This is a genomic window from Paraglaciecola sp. L3A3 (assembly GCF_009796765.1).
GTDB lineage: Bacteria > Pseudomonadota > Gammaproteobacteria > Enterobacterales > Alteromonadaceae > Paraglaciecola.
Window position 1 is genome coordinate 1,032,717 of sequence record NZ_CP047023.1, and the last position, 20,235, is coordinate 1,052,951.

General features: G+C 38.4%; 18 protein-coding genes. 10 read left to right on the top strand and 8 right to left on the bottom strand.

Features of this window, described 5'->3' with window-relative positions; genetic code table 11:
• Positions 1–354: 354 nt before the first annotated feature.
• The 5 genes from GQR87_RS04360 to GQR87_RS04380 form a co-directional block, all read right to left on the bottom strand.
• Positions 355–1,390 (bottom strand): IS630 family transposase gene (locus GQR87_RS04360; RefSeq protein ID WP_158966908.1). Its coding sequence is split into 2 segments (ribosomal slippage): positions 355–930 and positions 932–1,390, totalling 1,035 coding nucleotides; the frame shifts between segments, so codons are not numbered across the junction.
• A gap of 512 nt (positions 1,391–1,902) precedes the next feature.
• Entirely contained in the window at positions 1,903–2,982 is a 1,080-nt protein-coding gene (locus GQR87_RS22525; RefSeq protein ID WP_158966910.1) for a methyl-accepting chemotaxis protein, read from the bottom strand.
• A 184-nt stretch (positions 2,983–3,166) separates the two neighbouring features.
• The gene (locus tag GQR87_RS04370; protein ID WP_158966912.1) at positions 3,167–5,203 is read right to left on the bottom strand and encodes a bifunctional diguanylate cyclase/phosphodiesterase; all 2,037 of its coding nucleotides are present in this window, start codon (positions 5,201–5,203) and stop codon (positions 3,167–3,169) included.
• Positions 5,204–5,329: 126 nt separating this feature from the next.
• A complete protein-coding gene (locus GQR87_RS04375) occupies positions 5,330–5,659 on the bottom strand; it encodes an EscU/YscU/HrcU family type III secretion system export apparatus switch protein (RefSeq protein WP_158966914.1) in 330 nt (109 codons plus the stop codon).
• 2 nt (positions 5,660–5,661) lie between these two features.
• Positions 5,662–8,148, bottom strand: coding sequence for a flagellar hook-length control protein FliK (locus tag GQR87_RS04380; RefSeq protein WP_158966916.1), 2,487 nt, complete (start codon positions 8,146–8,148; stop codon positions 5,662–5,664).
• Positions 8,149–8,327: 179 nt separating this feature from the next.
• On the opposite strand from GQR87_RS04380, the gene ccmA reads away from it, so the two are divergent.
• The 10 genes from ccmA to GQR87_RS04430 are packed head-to-tail and all read left to right on the top strand — an operon-like array spanning position 8,328 to position 16,173.
• Positions 8,328–8,957, top strand: coding sequence for a cytochrome c biogenesis heme-transporting ATPase CcmA (ccmA, locus tag GQR87_RS04385; RefSeq protein ID WP_158966918.1), 630 nt, complete (start codon positions 8,328–8,330; stop codon positions 8,955–8,957).
• The gene (ccmB, locus tag GQR87_RS04390) at positions 8,957–9,622 is read left to right on the top strand and encodes a heme exporter protein CcmB (protein ID WP_158966920.1); all 666 of its coding nucleotides are present in this window, start codon (positions 8,957–8,959) and stop codon (positions 9,620–9,622) included. The genes ccmA and ccmB overlap by 1 nt, the downstream gene beginning before the upstream one ends.
• Positions 9,622–10,389, top strand: coding sequence for a heme ABC transporter permease (locus tag GQR87_RS04395; protein WP_158966922.1), 768 nt, complete (start codon positions 9,622–9,624; stop codon positions 10,387–10,389). Before ccmB ends, GQR87_RS04395 begins: the two co-directional genes overlap by 1 nt.
• 18 nt (positions 10,390–10,407) lie before the next feature.
• A complete protein-coding gene (gene ccmD / locus GQR87_RS04400) occupies positions 10,408–10,638 on the top strand; it encodes a heme exporter protein CcmD (RefSeq protein WP_158966924.1) in 231 nt (76 codons plus the stop codon).
• The gene (ccmE, locus tag GQR87_RS04405; RefSeq protein ID WP_158966926.1) at positions 10,635–11,117 is read left to right on the top strand and encodes a cytochrome c maturation protein CcmE; all 483 of its coding nucleotides are present in this window, start codon (positions 10,635–10,637) and stop codon (positions 11,115–11,117) included. The genes ccmD and ccmE overlap by 4 nt, the downstream gene beginning before the upstream one ends.
• A 2-nt stretch (positions 11,118–11,119) precedes the next feature.
• The gene (locus tag GQR87_RS04410; RefSeq protein ID WP_158966928.1) at positions 11,120–13,138 is read left to right on the top strand and encodes a heme lyase CcmF/NrfE family subunit; all 2,019 of its coding nucleotides are present in this window, start codon (positions 11,120–11,122) and stop codon (positions 13,136–13,138) included.
• Entirely contained in the window at positions 13,135–13,707 is a 573-nt protein-coding gene (locus GQR87_RS04415; protein ID WP_158966930.1) for a DsbE family thiol:disulfide interchange protein, read from the top strand. Before GQR87_RS04410 ends, GQR87_RS04415 begins: the two co-directional genes overlap by 4 nt.
• Positions 13,707–14,150: a cytochrome c-type biogenesis protein gene (locus GQR87_RS04420; RefSeq protein ID WP_158966937.1), complete on the top strand. Its 444-nt coding sequence runs from the start codon at positions 13,707–13,709 to the stop codon at positions 14,148–14,150. Before GQR87_RS04415 ends, GQR87_RS04420 begins: the two co-directional genes overlap by 1 nt.
• Positions 14,147–15,412 carry a c-type cytochrome biogenesis protein CcmI gene (gene ccmI, locus GQR87_RS04425; RefSeq protein WP_158966939.1) on the top strand — a complete coding sequence of 422 codons (1,266 nt, stop codon included), beginning with the start codon at positions 14,147–14,149 and terminating at the stop codon, positions 15,410–15,412. Before GQR87_RS04420 ends, ccmI begins: the two co-directional genes overlap by 4 nt.
• The gene (locus GQR87_RS04430; RefSeq protein WP_158966941.1) at positions 15,409–16,173 is read left to right on the top strand and encodes a VacJ family lipoprotein; all 765 of its coding nucleotides are present in this window, start codon (positions 15,409–15,411) and stop codon (positions 16,171–16,173) included. Before ccmI ends, GQR87_RS04430 begins: the two co-directional genes overlap by 4 nt.
• A gap of 657 nt (positions 16,174–16,830) precedes the next feature.
• Here GQR87_RS04430 and galE read toward each other — a convergent pair.
• The 3 genes from galE to GQR87_RS04445 form a co-directional block, all read right to left on the bottom strand.
• Entirely contained in the window at positions 16,831–17,844 is a 1,014-nt protein-coding gene (gene galE, locus GQR87_RS04435) for a UDP-glucose 4-epimerase GalE (protein ID WP_158966943.1), read from the bottom strand.
• A gap of 2 nt (positions 17,845–17,846) precedes the next feature.
• Entirely contained in the window at positions 17,847–18,146 is a 300-nt protein-coding gene (locus tag GQR87_RS04440) for a DUF6170 family protein (protein WP_158966945.1), read from the bottom strand.
• Between the two features lie 217 nt (positions 18,147–18,363).
• Positions 18,364–19,860, bottom strand: a complete 1,497-nt coding sequence (locus GQR87_RS04445; RefSeq protein WP_158966947.1) for a peptide MFS transporter — start codon at positions 19,858–19,860, stop codon at positions 18,364–18,366.
• Positions 19,861–20,235: the final 375 nt, after the last annotated feature.

A 20,235-nucleotide genomic window follows, 5' to 3' on the forward strand; every position in this document is an offset into this window, starting at 1 on the left:
TTAGTGACAGTAAAATATCAATTGGATTGGGAGAAGGTGACCGTTCATCTGAAAAAGTGCGGCATGCTACCCCGCGGTCATCCTTCACGAAGTGGATTATCCGGACCTAAGCGTAGCTTAGCTCGTTCCAGCGGCAGGAACTGCGTTCCTAAAAGACCCGCTTCCACCCCCATGCGAGAGTAGCACACTGCCAGACTCCTATTTAAGTACTAAGCCACCTCATTGAGGTGGCTTTTTGCGTTTCCGGGGATTGAATTGTAATGGTCAACTAATTTCGGAGAGATTTTAAGCCGCATTTTTAAGTTCATTATATTTCTGATGTGGTGTCATATAATCTAATACCAATCACGATAATTAATTTCCCACCTGTGCCCAATTTCTGGCGCACAATTTGATAACCTTTTCTTTATCGCTGATAAAGTTATTCCATGCCCGACTGCATTGTATGACAATATCCTCATAGCTATCAAAGCATTGATTGGCCAACTCATTTTGCCTAAGCCATTGCCATACCTGCTCGATTGGGTTTAGCTCTGGAGAATAGGGCGGAAGCTTGATGATACTCACGTTATCTAGGTCATGCGCAATATCGTCTGTATGCCAACCCGCACCATCCATAATCACTACTGCATAGCGATCCAGTTGTGTGCGATTTGATATTAATTGTAAATGTTGTCTCATAATGTCTTTGTTCACCACAGGGGTTATCAAGGCTTCTGTTTCACCTGTCGCTGGGCATACAGCCCCAAATAAATGCGCATACTCAAACTGTTGTTGCTTGACCGCTCTAGGGCGACTACCTTTGTTCGCCCATAAACGTGTAGTGGTGTTCTGTTGACCTATTCTAGCCTCATCTTGAAACCAAATATCGACTTTATCCAGTGTGACATGGCCTGGGATCAATTTGATCGTTTCAATCTGCAGTTTTTTTAAACTCGTCTTGAGCTTCTTGGGACTGCTTAGGGTGCTTAGAGCGACTGGTTATCCAAGAAAACCCTAGCTGATGCAGTAGACGATATATGTTAGTCAGGCCATAGGTAATACCAAATTCTTGCTTCACATAGTCAATGATGAGTGTGCCTTTGAGCCTTCCACCATCAGGTTTTATGGCATGAGACTCAATGTAAATTTTCAACGTCTGCAGTTGCTCAGCTGATAAAGCACAAGGCCGACCAGAGCGCGGCTTTTCCTTTAATCCGTCCAAACCATCTTGGTTGAAGCGCTTCACCCACTCATTCACCATTCTACGGCTGACGTGCAGATACCGAGCCGCTTGCGTGCGATTAACGCCTTGTTGAATATGTGAAAGGGCCATTAATCTGACTCGCATCCGAGCATTTTTTTCCTTCGCTATGAGTGTCGAAAAATCGATATTTTTTAAGCTATGCATGAGAAGAATTAAGATAAGAATACATAACTCAATTAGATCACAAACTTAGTGAAAATGGTATTACTCTACCTCCTACATCCATGTAGTCGACTGCCAGACTCCTATTCAGAAGAAAGGCCACCTTAATAGGTGGGCTTTTTTTTTGCTTTGATAACTTTTTAGGTCGGAGTGTGCACATCCCTGATGAAACTCACCCAATCTTGGCATCCATGCCAAGCTGTTAACCTAGCTGGAGCAGTGCACCAGAAAACCCTAGGTTAACCCCTGATGAAACTCACCCAAATATGACATCCTTGTCATATTGAAAATACCTAGCCGAGCAGTGCTCGTCCCTTGACGGTATTTTCCCCTGATGATATGCACCTGGTCTTGCCATCCTTGGCAAGCCATTCAGGCAGACGGCGCATGCGCCTAAAGACACTGCCTTCATCCAGACTCCTATTTAAAGGAAGCATATTGTATTTTTCCAGCTACATGGCTTTCCTAATTTGAGGTCTATGTAGCTGATAGATTTATTGATGTATGCTGAGGTCATCTAACAAATCTAGCACTAAGGTGCTGGCATGTTCCATTTTTTCTAGTAATTGTAGACACCCTTGTGTATTACCATTACGAAGTGCTGATAACGCATCTATGCCAAACTTATGTACTTCAGAATGCGGTCTTTCAATACTTTTGAATGAGGATAGTTTACTAAATTGGCTAGAATCATCTCCATAATACCATTTACCTAAGCGGCAGGTTCTATGGTCACTGAATGATTCTGGTGATTTTTCAGATTTGCCTAAAGCCACTTCATAAATTTCACCTTTCCAGACTATATGATCTAATTTTACTGTCTGAACAAACGAACGACCTACGGCACCAGTGATTGAATCTTTCATGGAATTAATACTAGAATTTATTCCGCCATAACTTTGATTTAAACCATTTATGGTGTCAGAAAGCTCCATATTAGATTCTTCAAGGGCTACTGCAAATTTCACACCTGATTCAGTATCTAGCTTAATCCTAGCAATTAATCCGCCTACTTCTTCCGCAGATTTACTGGTATTACTGGCTAAGCTTCTTACTTCGTCAGCAACTACAGAAAAACCTCTACCAGCATCACCTGCTCTTGCTGCTTCAATTGCTGCATTTAACGCTAATAAATTTGTTTGATCTGATATTTTTGAAATGGTTACTACAAAAGAATTAATACTGTCTGCAATAGCTTCAAGATTGGCCATACTCTGTGACATATTTTTCATTTTTTCCGTTATTTGCCCCATTCCATCGGCAATATCAGTAATAGATTGTTGGCCTTGAGCTAAAGTAAGATTCAATTCATCTATGGATTGTGAATCAGCATATATTTTTTCGTATGATCGAACGACTGATTCACGTATGCCTGTTACTTGTTGAATGCACTCTAATAAATTAGGCCAGATATGTTGACTTAGTTTTAGCTTTTGGGAGACTGTTGCTGCTGTTTGTAAACGGGTGATTTCTTCAATATATTGTTTATTTTCTATTTCGAGTAAGTTTTTTTCCTTTAGTGAATTAGCTAGTTCTTTTTCTAACTTAAGGTATCTACTTTTACTAACAAACATGTATTTCAGCTCCACAAGATGTTTTATTGAAAAAGTTTAACATTTATAGCGGATATAGATGTTATTGGATAAACCATACCAATTTCAAATTTGTATTTATTCTCTTATGAGGTTTTCGGCAAATACAATATAAACTGTAATGCTTTATCATTGACTGATACTAGTGAACTGATGTTTAGATTTTTCACAGTAGGTTTATTTTTTTAGGTTGTTCTATTTCTTGTATGAATGATGACCAGTTCAAAGGTTTTGAAAATAAATATCCTTGCACCAAATCGCAATTCCTATCTTTTATGTATTGGTACTGTTCAATTTCTTCTACACCTTCGCCTATAGTGGTTAACTTATAAGCTTTGGCGATAGAGAATATTGCTTTTAACATGGTTTTTTGTGATTCTTTTTCTAGTAGTAAATCATCTATAAATGACTTGTCTATTTTCAGACAATCAACTGGGTAGTTAATTAATTGGCTAAAAGCTGTGTAACCAGTACCAAAATCATCTAACGCTAATCGTATACCTAATTCTCTTATTTCGTTTAGTATAGATATACTTAGCTCATCTGTTTCGACTAAACTCGTTTCAGTAATTTCCATTTCAATGTACTGAGTATTAATAGTGTATTTGCTAATTAATTTTTTCAGATCGCGAGTGAAATGACTATTATGTAATTCTATTGATGAAATATTGATAGCAATAGTCAGAGGTACTTGTTCAAATAACTGCTTGTTTTCAGCTATAATCCTAAACGTTGATTCAATGACCCATAAATCGATATCTTTGATTATTCCAAACTCTTCGGCTATTGGAATAAATATATCTGGACCAATACCTTGTAAACTTTTTGCTGAACAACGTAATAATACTTCTGCGCCATATATCTTTAAAGTGTCCACATGGTAAATAGGCATAAAATTTAAAGTAAAATGATCTTCTCGTAATGCGGTCCTAATTTTTTCTGCGACTTGCTTACGAAATAAAATATCCTTAGACACGCTTTCATCAAATATTTTAAATTGATTTTTGCCCCTTTTTTTTGCGTGATACATAGCAGAATCAGCCCGGGACATTAGGCTTTCAAAGGTCGTGGTGTCTGATTCACTGGTAGCAATACCTACACTTATACTGAGTTTTATATCACCCACACTTAGCGCGATACCTTCAGCAATATTTGTAAATAATGAATTGGCTAAATCAATTTTAGTTTGTTCATCTACACCTTTTAATACAATGCAAAACTCATCCCCTGATAAACGTGCCATCATGAATTTAGAGGCAATATAGTTCTGAATTGTTTGCTGAACTTTTAGACTAAATTGGCATAATAATTCGTCACCTACTAAATGACCAAAAGAGTCGTTTATCTTTTTAAAGTCATCAAAATCTATATAAAACATGGTCAAAGGTAGCGAGTTACCAAATTTGGGGAGGTTTTTAGCTACCCAACTACTTGCCCCTCTTCTGTTCAGCAATTTTGTAAGTACATCCGTTGAAGCAACTTTGTTTAGTTTATTTCGCTGTAAAGTAATCAGAATAATAATCGCAGATAACCAAAATAATAAAATGACTTGCAATAATTCTGTTTCAGAAATTAATTCACCGTGCAACGTCGCCTTTTCAACTGTAATGGTGTAATTACCAATAACAGGCATATCATCAGTAATTATTTCTGCGTAACTTACATTGGAAAAGTCTAGCTGTGCGTCATTGAAACCTATATTGAATTGGTCGATCCACCATGTTTCTACTTGAAATGATTTGAGTGGGACTGTGATAGTCCCTTGATAATTATCTGGTATGTAAGCTATTGAATTAAATTTTAAAGTAACATCATCATCTAGCTTGGAATAATTGGAGTTATAATTACGTAGAACAAAACGTACTTTGGGTTTTGCTATTGGCGATTTTACTTTGACATTTATTTCGATATTTTTGTAATGGGATAAATCTTTCCCATCAGAAGCATCCTTACCCAAGTTTATCGACACTCCACAAAGGTTATAGCCTTCTGGAACAGTTAAATTACAGTTTGCATAAGGGATATCATCTCGGTAGGTGAGGTTGGTTCGAGTGTTCGAAACACCGCCGTAGCCTACATTAACAGATTCATTATCTAATAAGGATAATTCAATATCAAAAGCACCCATCCGGTGAGAAAAAATAGCTAAGATCGATACTATAAATAAGTAAAAAACCTTGTTGATATTAAAGTCAGACGACAATTTATTTCCCTTTAAATCCAATTAATAAAATTGCTCTCAAAAATTTTTAATCAGTAAGTCCGAAGTCTAGATATTACTAAAAACAGAGACATTATATGCATGTATATTACCTTTACTGCTGGTAAATTATACTTTTTTCGACACTTTGCCATGAGTTTTGGCCCAACTATCAGGAACTTTGCCTTGTAAAACAAAAGAAAAAGCAATCAATTCTGCAATCACATGATAAAGCTGATCAGGTATTTCTTGGCCTAAATCTAAGCTGGTCAAAAAGTCACTCAAATATGGATCTTGATGAACTAACACGCCATTCTGCTGGGCAATGGCAACTATTTCATCTGCAAGCTCTCCAAAACCTTTGGCTATAACCTTGGGTGCTTGTGAACTATCTCCTTGCTGATATTTGATCCCCACAGCACTTTTATGTTTGCCGTTATTTGTTTGGTTATCACTCATTTTTACACCTTAGTTTGAAATACATGGTATGGGCGTTCTTGTAATGACTCCGGAATTTTTCCTAACTGACATTGGCTTTTACTGACTTCAATACCCAAAGTCTCTAACTTTCTTTTTAACAGAGGCAGGTAATTCATCACTTGAATTTTTACCGCTTCGTTGGACGCATAGAAATTAACTTCTAGATTGTCAGGTCTGAGTTTTGCTTTTGTTAATAACTCTCCCAATTCGCCTATGCCTAGTTTCATCGTTAGTTGCCATGTTTTATTAACACTTTCACCCTTTTCATTTTGTTCTTTTGAATTTTCTTCTCGTTTGATGAGTAATTCTATATCTTTAAAAGCACCATTTAATAAAGTGGGGAGATTATAGTAAAAGGTTTCTTGGCCTTGCAATAATTGCTCAGCGTTATGGAACTTGTTTGCTTGATGAGCAGAAAATAGCCTGCCAATTTCTCGGATCAACTGATGTTTTTGTTCTAATTGTAAAAACTCATTTAGCCCTTTAGCTGTGATAGATGGTTTAGATTGGCCACTAGCAGGTAAAATTGTACTCAGTACTCGAGCAACCTGTTCTTCACGGCTAGTTTGATGTCGCGTCAACCTAGCACTCAAAGACATCTGTAAAACAGTGATCAAACCACTCATGAACCCCTGATTTGTACTCGCTGATACTAGCTGAGTTGGTGTGAGATTTAGAGCTGGGGTGGTCAATAACTGCTTTATGTTGCTCGCATCTAATTCTTTACCTTGAGGTAGAGCTGACTTAGTTTGTTGTAACACTTGCTCAATGATTTGTTTATTGGTTTGTTCAGGTGTTTGTTTCACTAACTCGGCGTCAGTTAGGGCTTTTTCAATATTTTGTAAACTAATACTGGGCACTTCAGCTTTAGCTTGAACTACCCGAAGTAATTGTTGTATGAGTCCGATTTGCAGCGATTTACTCGTGAGTAATTTCGACGTGATTAAGCTAGTTTCTTTTGGTTCATGGGTGACTTGTTGTTCTAACTGACTAGCGAGCACTTTTAGATTAATTGCATTTTCTAGTTTTGAGTGGATAGGTAACTGTGTGGCAGTATTTTTTACAATCTGTTCATTAGTGTTTTTATTGAGTTGAGTGGCTAATTCGGCTGTCCTTTCCGGTGATATAGCCCCTTGAGGTAATTTTGTATTGTCAGGTATTTTATTCGGCAGTGGATTATTGCTGACTTGAGGCTGTTCTTTTTGTGCGAACCATATTTTTTTAGCTGAATCACCTAACTGATTCAGTATTTGTGTTAGTGGTTTGGTCACTGATTCTATCAGTGAGGATTCTGGGAGTATGTGTTTGTTGCTCACACTCGAAGGTGGTTCTGCAGTAATGGATTGATTTAGTATTTTCTCCACACTTTGCTGATTAGGCAGTTTTAATGGCGCTAGTGCTTGAGCTATTTCTTTGGTGATAGGGAGCCAGGCCACAGGTTGTTTCGATTCTACTATTAACTGAAATTTACTTTGTGGATCCTGTTGTAATATCAACTTGTCGATAGGCAAGGTTTGTAATGTCTGGCTAAGAGATTGTGCTAGTACATTTTGTGATTTATTTAAGTGTTGTATTACCTGTTTTATGGGGAGTGGCCACTCAGTATTTGTTGCTTTGTTGGCGAATAACTCTTGGGCGACTGCTTTTGTGAGGTTGATAGCTTGTTTCGGCGATAGCAATAAGGTTTGAGTGTTATTGGCAGTTTGAAGTTGACTCCCTTGTTGTAACGGCTTTGTGCTAGTGAGTTGATTTTGTTCAAGGATTTTTTCATTGAATGCAGCTTGAGGTGTTGCCGTCCCTGAGTTTTGCACACTAACTTGCCAATTTACGCCTTTGGCAGTAACAGTTAGTGCGACTTTATCTCCTATTGAAAATTGTTGCTGCTGTTTTAAATTTAGCTGAATTTCAGCCATAGGTTTGCCTTCGTTTAGCTGTAATCTTAATATCGGAGGCCCATTGGGTATTGGATTACTTTTAGGCGAAGCTGCCATATTCTGGCTCAAGGTTAACTTATCGGTTTTGTTAGCGCTTGGTTCAGCGTCAAGTACAGTCGCATTTAGCACAACTGTTTTATTAGAGGGGCTGCTTGTTACTTGACTAAGTTGAGCCATTAATTGTTTAGCAGGTAATTTTAATAACGTCTCTAATTGTTGCCTAGTCAACTCAATCAATTTTTTATCGATTGGACTCTCATTAGAAAAAAATTCAAGCACTGGAGAATTCGTCGCGTTTATCTTGATTTGGTGGCTTTGCCCATTAGTTAAATTACCATTAATAACTGGATTAGGTATGAGTGCGGGTTTGCTTAATAAAGATGTAGTTGCCGTTAGGTTAAGCAGATTGCCACTTAGCTGTTTAACTATAACTTCTACCCCTTGCTTGGCTAAATCTGAGGAGGAGGTTAATTTATTCAATTCGCTAAGTGTTTGCGGCAAGATTGAATTGGTTGATGGGGGAGTAGTGGGCATACTCTGTTTATCGGCTTAAATTGAAAAGATTGAAGCAGTTTATATCAAATTTTGACTAGGCAGTTAGTCTCGATTTTTTTTGCAATTATTTTGTTACTATTTAGTCATCAGTTAAGTAGGTTAGGGCGTAAGCCTATGATATTATCGCAAAACTTTTTGGCTATTAATCGAGGATTAGTTTGGCGGTACTTTCTACCCGTAATTTGTCTGTTGTAAAACGAGACAGATTATTGTTCGACCAAGTCAATTTCTCTATCGAGTCAGGGCATCTAATGTACGTCAAAGGCCCTAATGGTGCTGGGAAAACTAGCTTGTTGCGGGTATTAACTGGACTGGTTGAAGCTGATTCTGGTGACGTTTTATTTAATCATCAGAACATTAAAGTTTGTGCTGAAATTTACCAGCAACAGTTAGTATATTTTGGCCACAAATTAGGCGTGAATAGCACTTTAAGCCCTATAGAAAATTGTCATTTTTGGTGTGAAGTCCATCAAGTTCAAACTTCTGATGCAAAAATATACCAAGTGTTAGAAAAACTCGGTTTAGTCGGTCTAGAGGATGTGCCTGTAGCTAGTCTTTCAGCGGGTCAACAACGCAGAACTGCATTGGCGCGTTTTTGGCTGCAAGAACGATCAGCATTATGGATACTCGATGAACCCTTTACCGCTCTAGATACTCAAGGCATACAAGTGTTAAGTCGTAGATTAGTTGAATATTTATCTGCAGGTGGTGCGGTGATCATGACCTCTCATCAAAGCTTAGAGTTAGATTACCCAACAAAAGAATTGATCTTGGAATATCGAATTTAATGAGTGCGCTTAAAGCTTTATTCAAACGAGATATATCTTTAGCTTATCGTCAGAGAGCTGAACTGATGCAACCTCTATTGTTTTTTATATTGGTTATCACTTTATTTCCGATTGCTGTCGGCCCAGAGTCTAAAACACTACAAGTTATTGGTCCGGGTGTAATTTGGGTGGCAGCTATTTTATCTTCATTACTTGGATTAGAGCGCCTATTTCGTGATGACTACCAAGATGGGTCATTAGAGCAATTAATTTTGTCTGGCTCATTTTTACCAGCAGTGGCTTTAGTTAAGGTGACTGTGCATTGGTTAACTAGCATATTGCCTTTAATCATTTTATCGCCATTACTGGCATTGTTTTTACATTTAACTGAGCCTATGTATTGGGCATTAGTGGCAACCTTATTAATAGGTACACCTATATTGAGCCTAATTGGCGCAATAGCCGTAGGATTAACTGTGGGATTGAATCGAGGCGGCGTGTTATTAGCTTTATTGTTATTACCCGTATTTATTCCCCTACTTATATTTGCCACCTCAGCTGTTGAATCGGCGTCAATGCAATTGCAATATTCCGGACAACTAGCGATCATGGGCGCTATGTTTCTTTTTTCTTTAGCTTTGGCGCCTTTTGCCATTGCTTATGCACTTAAAGTGAGTCAAACCTAATGTGGAAGTGGTTACATCCTTACGCAAAAACTGAAAATACTTACAATTTATGTCAAACCTTATTGCCTTGGTTTAGTATTTTGGGCTTGTTAGGCTTAGTAATTGGTACTATTTGGGGATTAGCCTTTTCTCCTGCTGATTATCAACAGGGGGAAGCCTTTCGGATTTTTTATATTCATGTGCCTAGCGCTATTTTATCGAAAAGTTTATATACAGGCATGGCAATAGCTGCATTTGTTGGGCTCGTTTGGCAAGTAAAAACCTCTTTTATATCTATGGTAGCATTGGCTCCTGTTGGCGCATTAGTCACTTTTATCTCATTAATTACCGGTGCCGCCTGGGGTAAACCTATGTGGGGAACATGGTGGGAATGGGATGCCAGAATGACTTCCCAATTGGTCTTACTGTTTCTATTTTTTGGTGTGATGTCTCTGTACAAATCATTTGAAGATAAACAACAAGCCAGTAAAGCGGCTGCTGTTATGGCCATAGTAGGAATTATCAATTTGCCTATTATTCATTACTCAGTGGAGTGGTGGAACTCTTTGCATCAAGGAGCCACGCTTATGAAAGTAGATAAACCTTCTATGGCGTTGGAAATGTTAATTCCGTTTTTAGTGTGTTTGTTTGGCTGGATGATGGCTTGTGGTGCCATAGCCTTGCTACGTATACAAAATGAAATATTGAAACGAGAAATTAAACGTCCTTGGGTGGTGAAATTAGCCAGAGACGCTGAAGAAAAAGCCTTAGCGCAAAAAGCTAGCTAATAGCAATTAGGATTTATTATGCACTTTGAAAATTTAAACGCATTTTGGGCCATGGGGGGTTATGGCTTATATGTTTGGTTGTCGTTTGGTTTAGGCTTTTTAAGTTTAATTGTTTTATGGGTGGGCTCAATCTTAACCAAACGTCAGTTATTTACCCAAATTTTAACAGAACAAACTCGCCAGGCTCGAATTAAAGCGGCTGCGCAAAAACAACAATCTCAAATAGCTGATAGTGGAGAATCAAAATGAATCCTAGACGTAAAAAACGTTTATTTATAGTGTCAGCTATTGTCTTGGTAGTTGGCTGTGCAATAGGTTTAATGTTGTTCGCTTTGAGCAAGAATATTGATTTGTTTTATACCCCAAGTGAAATTATAGATGGCAAAGATGGGGTAATACCTGAGGTTGGTCAACGCCTTCGGATTGGTGGAATGGTGGTACCAGGTTCGGTTAAACGTAACCAAGAAACCTTAGATGTTAGTTTTGACTTAATGGATACCGGGCCAGTGGTGACAGTCAGTTACCATGGTTTATTGCCAGATTTGTTCCGTGAAGGTCAAGGTATAGTGGCGACAGGCATATTAACTGAAAATAATCATATACAAGCCCATGAAGTTTTAGCCAAACATGATGAAGAATATATGCCACCGGAATTAGCTGAAAAAATGAAAGGTATTAAACACGTGAATCCAAATCAAACTGTTGATAATTCTGGAACTGGATATTAGTTATGTTAGCTGAACTCGGAAATTTCTCTTTAGTCATTGCTTTAATGATGGCTGTTTTATTAGCTGTTTGTCCTATGTGGGGAGCTTATAAAAATCAGCCGCAAATGATGGCAATGGCTAAACCTTTAGCAATAGGTATGTTTTTATTCACCGGCTTTTCCTACTTTTGTTTGACTTATGCTTTTGTCACCGACGATTTTAGTTTGGCTTATGTGGCAAATACCTCGAGTCTATCATTGCCGCTGCAATATAAGTTTACTGGGGTCTGGGGTGGGCACGAAGGTTCATTTTTATTATGGGTGATGATATTTTCTATCTGGACAGTAGCTGTAGCAATGTTCAGTAAAGCTATTCCGGTGAAAATGGTCGCTAGAGTATTAGCGATATTAGGTGCCATAGGTATTGGTTTCTATTTGTTTATGTTGCTTACATCTAACCCTTTCGACCGTTTACTTCCTTTTTATCCTATTGATGGTAAAGACCTTAATCCTTTATTGCAGGATTTTGGCATGATTATTCATCCGCCGATGTTGTATATGGGCTATGTTGGTTTTTCTGTGGCTTTTTCTTTTGCTATCGCCGCTTTGATTTCTGGTCAGCTTGATTCTACTTGGGCACGTTGGTCTAGGCCTTGGACGATTGCAGCTTGGTCGTTTTTGACATTAGGCTTAGCTCTCGGTAGTTGGTGGGCTTACTATGAGCTTGGTTGGGGTGGTTGGTGGTTCTGGGACCCATCAGAAAATGCGGCCTTTATGCCTTGGTTAGCAGGTACTGCATTAATGCATAGTTTAGCTGTGACAGAAAAACGTAAAGTGTTTAAGTCATGGACTGTGTTTTTAGCCATCGCTGCATTCTCACTGAGTTTGTTAGGCACATTTTTGATCCGTTCAGGCGTATTGGTGTCGGTCCATGCCTTTGCTAGTGATCCTAGTCGTGGCTTGTTTATTTTGGGCTTATTAGCTGTGATTATTGGAGGTTCATTATTCTTATACGCCTTGCGGGCATCACAAGTTAAAAGCGATGGTCAATACAGTCTTATTTCCCGCGAAGTCTTATTGATGGGCAACAATGTGTTTTTAACAGCAGCCACTTTAGTTGTGTTACTAGGTACTTTGTTTCCACTTGTGCATAAAGAGTTAGGGATGGGCTCTATTTCAATAGGTGCACCATTCTTTAATCAAATGTTTACCTATTTGATTGTGCCATTTGTGTTTTTTATGGGCATTGGGCCACTTTCACGATGGAAAAATCAATCCCCTCAAGCTTTATATAAACAGTTGTTGTTAGCTTTTGCATTGAGTTTAAGCGCTGCATTGTTGATCACTTTAGGTTATGAACAATCTAGCTATATGGCTGCCTTGGGCTTAACTATGAGTTTTTGGATAGTGTTAACTACTGTGCTAGAAATTAACCAAAGATTACGCCCGCAAGGTTCAAATAATGATTTTAACTTTGCCGATTTGAAAAAGTTAACTCGCAGTCATTGGGGCATGGTGTTGGGCCATCTTGGTTTTGCTGTTGCCTTAATAGGTATCACATTAGTTAGTGCCTATAGTGATGAGCGTAATGTTCGTATGGCTGAAGGTGACAAAATAGTCGTGCAAGGTTATGAATTTGTGTTTAACGGGGTTTCGCAATTTGAAGGGCCTAATTACAGCGGTGATGTAGCCAATGTGGATGTGTTTGAAGACGGTGCCAAAATTGTTAGCTTGAATGCAGAAAAACGTTTTTATCCAGTTCAAAGAAACGTTATGACAGAAGCCGGTATTGATTCTGGCTTCACTCGCGACCTGTTTGTTGCCTTGGGTGAACAATTGAAAAATGGCGATTGGTCGATTCGAATTTATGTTAAACCCTTTATAGTATGGATTTGGGCAGGCGCATTTATCATGGGCATGGGAGGCGTATTGTCTATTTCTGATAAACGTTACCGTATGGCAAGATTAGCCAGAAGATCTAACAATAAAAAAGCAAAAGTAGCTCAAGCGCCAGTGCAATCTTTAACGGAGCAAAAATCTTGAAAAAAACACTAGTTTTCTTAATTCCTCTAGTCGTATTTTTAGGATTATTAGCCTTTTTATATCAAGGTTTATTTTCTGATCCGAGAGAACACGAATCAACGTTACTTGAACAATCAATGCCTGCTTTTGTTTTACCAGACCTAATGAATACCAAGCAGACTTACACCCAAGATGTTTTTCTGGGTAAAGTCACCTTGTTAAACGTCTGGGGAGTTTGGTGTATTACCTGTGCTATCGAATTGCCTTACCTAAAACAGTTAGAGCAAGAAGGCAAACATATAGTGGGTTTGTATTACGACCAAGATATCGATCCTGACTTCGGTATTAAAACAGTGCAGCGTGTGCAGCAAGAAGTCACCGAAAAATTGGCTCAATTGGGTAACCCTTATGCCTTCAATATTTTTGATGTGAAACGAGATTTATCTTTGGATTTAGGTGTGACTGGCGCACCTGAAACCTACTTAATTGATCGACAAGGTAAAATTCGTTTACACCATATTGGTGATATTAACCCTAGAGTATGGGCGAAAAAATTTGCGCCTATTTATGATGAGTTGGTGGCTAAATAATGTTTAAGCATCTGTTTTTTAGTTTAGTTATTTTATGTGCAGGCTCAGCCCAAGCCATAGAAGACAAGTTTCAATTTGATAATCCCCACCAAACCGCATTATTTTTGGAATTAACCAAAGAGTTACGTTGTCCTAAATGCCAAAATCAAAATATTGCAGATTCTGATGCCATGATAGCGGTTGACCTTAAACGTAAAGTGCATGATTTAGTGCAACAAGGTAAGAATAAAGAGCAAGTTGTCAGCTTTATGAAACAGCGTTATGGCGATTTTGTTTATTATCAACCCCCGGTTAATTCTATGACGATCTGGTTATGGTTATTACCTCTGTTTTTTATACTTGGCACTATTACTTGGATTGTTATGAGTCGTAAAAAGCAAGGTCCAGTGGTAAACGATGAAAAGCTAAAACAAGCGCAAGAATTATTGGAGCGTGACGAGTGAACGAATTTTATATAGGCGCCGGTGTTTTATTGGCGGCTGCCGTTTTATTGATATTTTTGCCATGGTTAAGAAAAACGAATTCAACAGAAGAAGACACACTAACTAACACTAGTTTGATACGTCAACGTATTGGTGAACTCACCACAGAGCAAAATCAAGGTCTATTAACTGATACTGATAGGCAACAATCTGAAAATGAATTCAAAATGGCTTTATTGGATGAAGTTAAAGCTAAAGATACGGAATCTACAAGCGGTAAATTAGCTGTCATTATTGCCATAGTGTTTAGTCTAGCAGTGGGACTGACTGTTTATTATTATGCCAATGAAGTAGATAAAATTGTTCATTGGCAACAAGCAAAAGATAACACCAGTGACTTAGGTCAACGAATATTAAAAGGCGATGAGACTTTAACACTTGAAGATATGCAGGACTTTTCTTTAGGTTTACGTAGTCGACTAATAGATGAACCAGATGATCCTATTGGCTGGATGTTATTAGGACGTGTTTCTGCTGCTATTAATCGAATTGATAATGCCATTAAAGCATTTGAGCGCTCAATTGAATTGGATCCAAATAATACAGGTACCTTAGCCAGTTATGCACAAGCTCTGTTAATGACAGGACAAGAGCAACAAGTGTTACAAGCAAAGCGAGTGTTACAGCATGTATTAACCTTAGAAGCTGATAATACTAATGCTATGGGGATGTTAGCGGTTGTGGCTACTCAATTAGACGATAAGGCATTAGCACTAGAAAATTGGCAAAAATTACGTGAATTTGTGCCTAAAGACGATCCTAACTACCTGGCTATTGGCCAACGTATTGAGCAATTAAACATTGATATTCAGGGCGGGCAAACTGCACAGATGGACACTTCAGTCGAGCAGTCAGTTGAGTCAGCTACAAGCAAAAGAGTTGAAGTCACAGTTAAGCTTGACAGTGATTTAGCCAGTCAGCTACCTCAAGGTGGATTTTTATTTATATTTGCTCAAGATCCTACTGGACAAGTGCGTATGCCTGCTGCTGTGGTGAAAATGGCTATACCTAAATTACCAGTGGTGGTAGAGCTGTCTAACCAGAATGCCATGATGGCAGGTTTTACTTTGTCTCAACTTGAACAAGCAAAACTAGTGGCCAGAATTTCAGCAGACGAAAACGTAGGTCAAGCTCCTGGCGAGTTACAAGGTGAATTAGTCGTTACCCTGAGTGATTCAGATTTAACCAAAGAAACGATTGTTATAAATAAGGTATTAAAATGAATCCAAGGGGTATATTGAGTCTAATCGCAGTATTACTGGTATTGGGCGGCTGTGCATCTAGAGATGCGAGTAGGGAACAAGCGGTAAACTATCAAGATCCTAAAGACCCTTTTGAATCGCTCAATAGGACATTATGGGACTTTAATTATGATGTATTAGATGCCTACTTATTACGTCCTGTGACAGTAGTTTATGTTGATTATATGCCTCAAGTGGCGCGAACTGGCTTGTTGAATGTGGCTGAGAATTTAGAAGAGCCTTCCAATTCTTTGAATAATTTATTACAAGGTAAAGTAGAAGATACCTTTATTAGTTTAGGTCGATTTTTACTGAACTCTACGGTTGGTTTATTAGGCATGATCGACGTTGCTAGTGAAATTGGTTTAGAGCCTAAAGAAGAAGAATTTGGTGAAGTATTAGGTAAGTGGGGGGTGACTACTGGTCCTTATTTGATGATCCCAGCTATGGGCCCGAGTGATATTCGTAGTAGTGTGGGTGATGTAGTCGATAGTGCATATTCTCCTTTAGATAGCTTAAACTTTTATCTCACTATTTTGCGTTCTGGTATTAAAGTATTAGAGACTAGAGCTTCTGTTATTCAACAAGAGCAGCAATTAAATTCTTCTGTCGATCCTTATGCATTTGTGAAAAGTGCATATTTTCAGAACTTAGAATTTAAAGTGAATGATGGCGCGGTTAAACAATCTGCTGAAGAAGCCGAATTAGATGCGGATTTAGAAGCATTTTTGGATGATTTGTAGGGGAAACGCAGTAGATAGGAAATAGTAGCTAGGGGATAGTTAAAACAGACTGAACCGCGTAAAGCAGTAAAATAAGAGCGATGTAGGTCGTGGCTTTAGCCCGTCAATGTAAAAATAGACGCCATAAATGGACGACCTACAAAAGAATAAAAGAATTTGAACCACAGAGGGAATGAGTGTTATGACAAGTCCTATATTCCGTCATTCCGGTGTGCTTTTAAACCGGAATCCAGGGCTTTTAAGTGTAGAATAGGCAAAGTGTTACATACTGAGCAGCGTAAAGCAGTAGAATAAGAGCGATGTAGGTCGTGGCTTTAGCCCGTCAATGTAAAAAATAGACGCCATAAATGGACGACCTACAAAATAAGCACAGAGGGCACAGAGGAAAAACGTATTAAGACAAGCCTCACCTGTCGTCATTCCGGTGTGCTTTTAAGCCGGAATCCAGGGCTTTTAAGAACAGAATAAAGCAGACTTAGCTGAGTGAAGCAGTGAAATAAAAGATTCGAGTTACTAGCGGTAGAAAAAGCCTCATTCTGCTTTTTCTCGTGACTCTGATATCGTCACTCGCAACTGTTTTTTAAGCTTTAGTTAACAAAAAGGCTGCGAAATGCAGCCTTTTGAATATTATAAAATCGAAGCTTAAATCTAACTTTGTTAGTAACCTTCTGGGTTAGACGATTGCCAGTTCCATGAGTCACGACACATTTCAGGCAACCCTCTTGTGGCTTTCCAGCCTAAAGCATCGCTAGCCGTTTTAGGATCAGCATAACAAGATGCTACATCACCACTTCTGCGAGGAGCGAATTCATATGGAATTGCTTGTCCGCTTTGTTTTTCGAACTCTTTTACCATATCTAGTACGCTATAACCCTGACCAGTGCCTAAGTTATAAGTCACAATGCCAACACCTGTTTGCAATTTTTCTAGGGCCTTTAAGTGGCCAGCTGCTAAATCTTCAACATGAATATAATCACGTACACCTGTACCATCTGGTGTATCGTAATCATTACCATAGATAGAAAGTTTTTCGCGCTTGCCTGTTGCTACTTGCGTGATAAAAGGCATCAAGTTATTTGGAATACCGTTTGGATCTTCACCTATACGACCAGATGGGTGAGCACCGGCTGGATTGAAGTATCTTAATAATGCTATGTTCCAGTCATTATCTGATTTGTATAAATCACGTAACACTAATTCAACCATTAACTTAGACATACCGTAAGGGTTGGTCGGTTGACCAGTCGGCATATCTTCACGTAAAGGTAGTTCTACTGGGTCACCATAAACGGTTGCAGACGAGCTAAATACTAAATTTTTCACGCCAAATTTTTTCATGGCTTCACATAACTTCAAAGTGCCATATACATTATTGTTGTAATAATTTAATGGTTTCTCTACTGATTCACCTACCGCTTTTAAACCTGCAAAGTGGATCACTGAGTCAATTTTATGTTTAGAAAATAACAATTCTAAGATGGTGTGGTCTCTGATGTCACCTTGCACAAAAATCGTTTTTTTGCCGGTTAACTCTTCTACTCGATTAAGAGACTCCTGAGATGAATTACACAAGTTATCCAGTACGATAACCTGATTGCCTGCTTCTAATAGCTGTAAAACGGTATGACTGCCAATGTAACCTGCGCCGCCTGTTACTAGAATTGTTTGCATATTTAGTCTCCTTGCGTGTGTTTTTGTGGGATGTATTTTACGCATAAACCATAATGAACTGGTTTGATGATCAATGGATAAAGTAATGTTACCAATAATGCCCAAAAAATGGCCATCCAGTTTGTGGAAATTTGGATAATTAAGACAAATACTGGAATAACAACTAGTAACTTTAAAACGTTAAGTAATAATTTTTCTGGGCCAGTTAATTTACGTTCTGCTAATTGAATCGCTTCTAACCTCTGAGGCAAAGATAAATCTTGTAGTTGTGGTATTTTTTTTGTCGAAAAATAAAAGGTCATTTTTAATAGGGCTTATCTGTCATTACTAATATTTTGGGGCTTATATACCCTTTATCCTTGAAACTGTTCGTTTGTTGATTCGTTGTTGACGGGCATAAATGCCAACCTACACAAGTTGAATGTAGGTTGGCATTTATGCCATCAAGTATGCTTGCCGAGCGCACATTCTAGCATGTCTTATTCTATTCATGCTTTGAAAAATATAAAATGAATAGGTTTATTCGTTAGTGAGTTTTTCCCACTTGCCAGTTTTTAAAGTTAAAATAGCAATCACCACACCGATTAGGGTACTGACTAGACAAATTTGCATAAATAACTCTGGCATTTGATCTAAGTTTTCCGGGTCAAAGTTTCCTGCAAGCAGACCGGCTACCACGTTACCAATAGAATAAGTAAGAACAAAAACGCCCATCATTTGTCCGGCAAACCGTTTAGGTGAGAGTTTACTCACAGCACTTAATGCAACTGGGCTTAGACACAATTCACCAACCGTATGTAAGAAGTAGGTGGTTACTAACCAGTAAGGAGCAACCTTCATTCCTGCTGCTGCATATTGAGCTGCAAAAAACATCACTAAAAAGCCAAGTGCCATAATAATTAAACCTAAGGCACATTTAATCCCGTAAGAAGGGGTGATCATTTTTTTCGCTAAGTTGATCCATAAGGCCGCAATAAAAGGCGCTAACATGATGATAAATGCTGAGTTGGAAAGCTGGAACCAAATGGTCGGTATTTCAAAAGAACCGACCATACGATTAGTGTAGTCCTGAGCAAACAAGTTTAAAGAAGAGCCTGCCTGTTCAAACCCCGCCCAAAAACAAGCTGAAGCAACACAGACTAAAAACAAAGCACTTAAACTACGTTTTTCGTTTCCGTCTAAATTACCTAAGAAAAACACACCAGCAAAATACGCTAAAAATATGGCAGTAATGATCACCGCTGCATATTCGGCCGTCGCCACAGGATCAACGACAATGGAACCTGACATAATTAAGACCATCATTAGTGCCAGTGCGAGCAAGAAACAAGTTATTATGCCCCAACTAGTACGTATCATTTTAGGGCTAGATTTAACAGTTGGCTCAGCCCCAGCATCACCTAATTTATAAATGGTTTTACGATATAAAACTAAACCTAAAGCCATACCCACAGCAGCTAAACCAAACGCCCAATGCCATAAACCTTGCTCTTTTAAAGGACCTACTGCCAAATAGGCCAAAAATGCACCAATATTAATCCCCATGTAATACAAGGTGTAACCAGCATCGCGTCTTTTATCATTTTTACTATATAACTGGCCGACCATAGCGCCAATGTTAGGTTTAAGTAGACCAGTTCCCAAAACCACTAACACTAGACCAATAAAAAAGGTTGAATCATTAGGAATCGCTAAAACCACATGCCCAGAAAAGATAATTAAACCGCCATACCAAACTGTTTTTTGGCAACCTAATAAGCGGTCAGCAATCCAGCCACCAGGCAAACCCATTAAATAGACAGCACCTGTGTATAAACCATAAATAGCCGAAGCCGATGCCACGGTTATGAACAAGCCACCTTCTTGAATGCTCGCTGTCATAAATAGTACGAGCAATGCCCGCATACCGTAATAACTAAATCTTTCCCACATTTCGGTAAAAAATAGCGTTGATAAACCCTGCGGGTGACCGAAAAACCCAGTATCTAGGTCGGTAGATTTTGATTCTGTTGTCATTGATCAGCCTTTTGTTTTTATTAGTTATGAGTTGTGTTGATAATAAAAATCAAGCCTATCACAAAGACTTGATCTGACAATTACTACTGAGTCTTTCTATTTGGGAGGATTGTTTATACTAAAGCTGCAAAGTTAAAACAACACTCAGCCTAAAACAATTTCATATTGGGAGAAGAATAATATTTGTTGTTGTGAAACATCATATCAATAGCATTTTGTAATGACTTTATTTTGAGGGAGAATTAACAGAAAAAGTGTTAGAAATCAGTCTCCATCTGTTTTTATATATATAATATCACAAGTGATATTAGCTTAGGGGAGGGGGGTAACATTTCGGTTACAATTTAACACAAAGATTAACTTTAATTAGCTGGT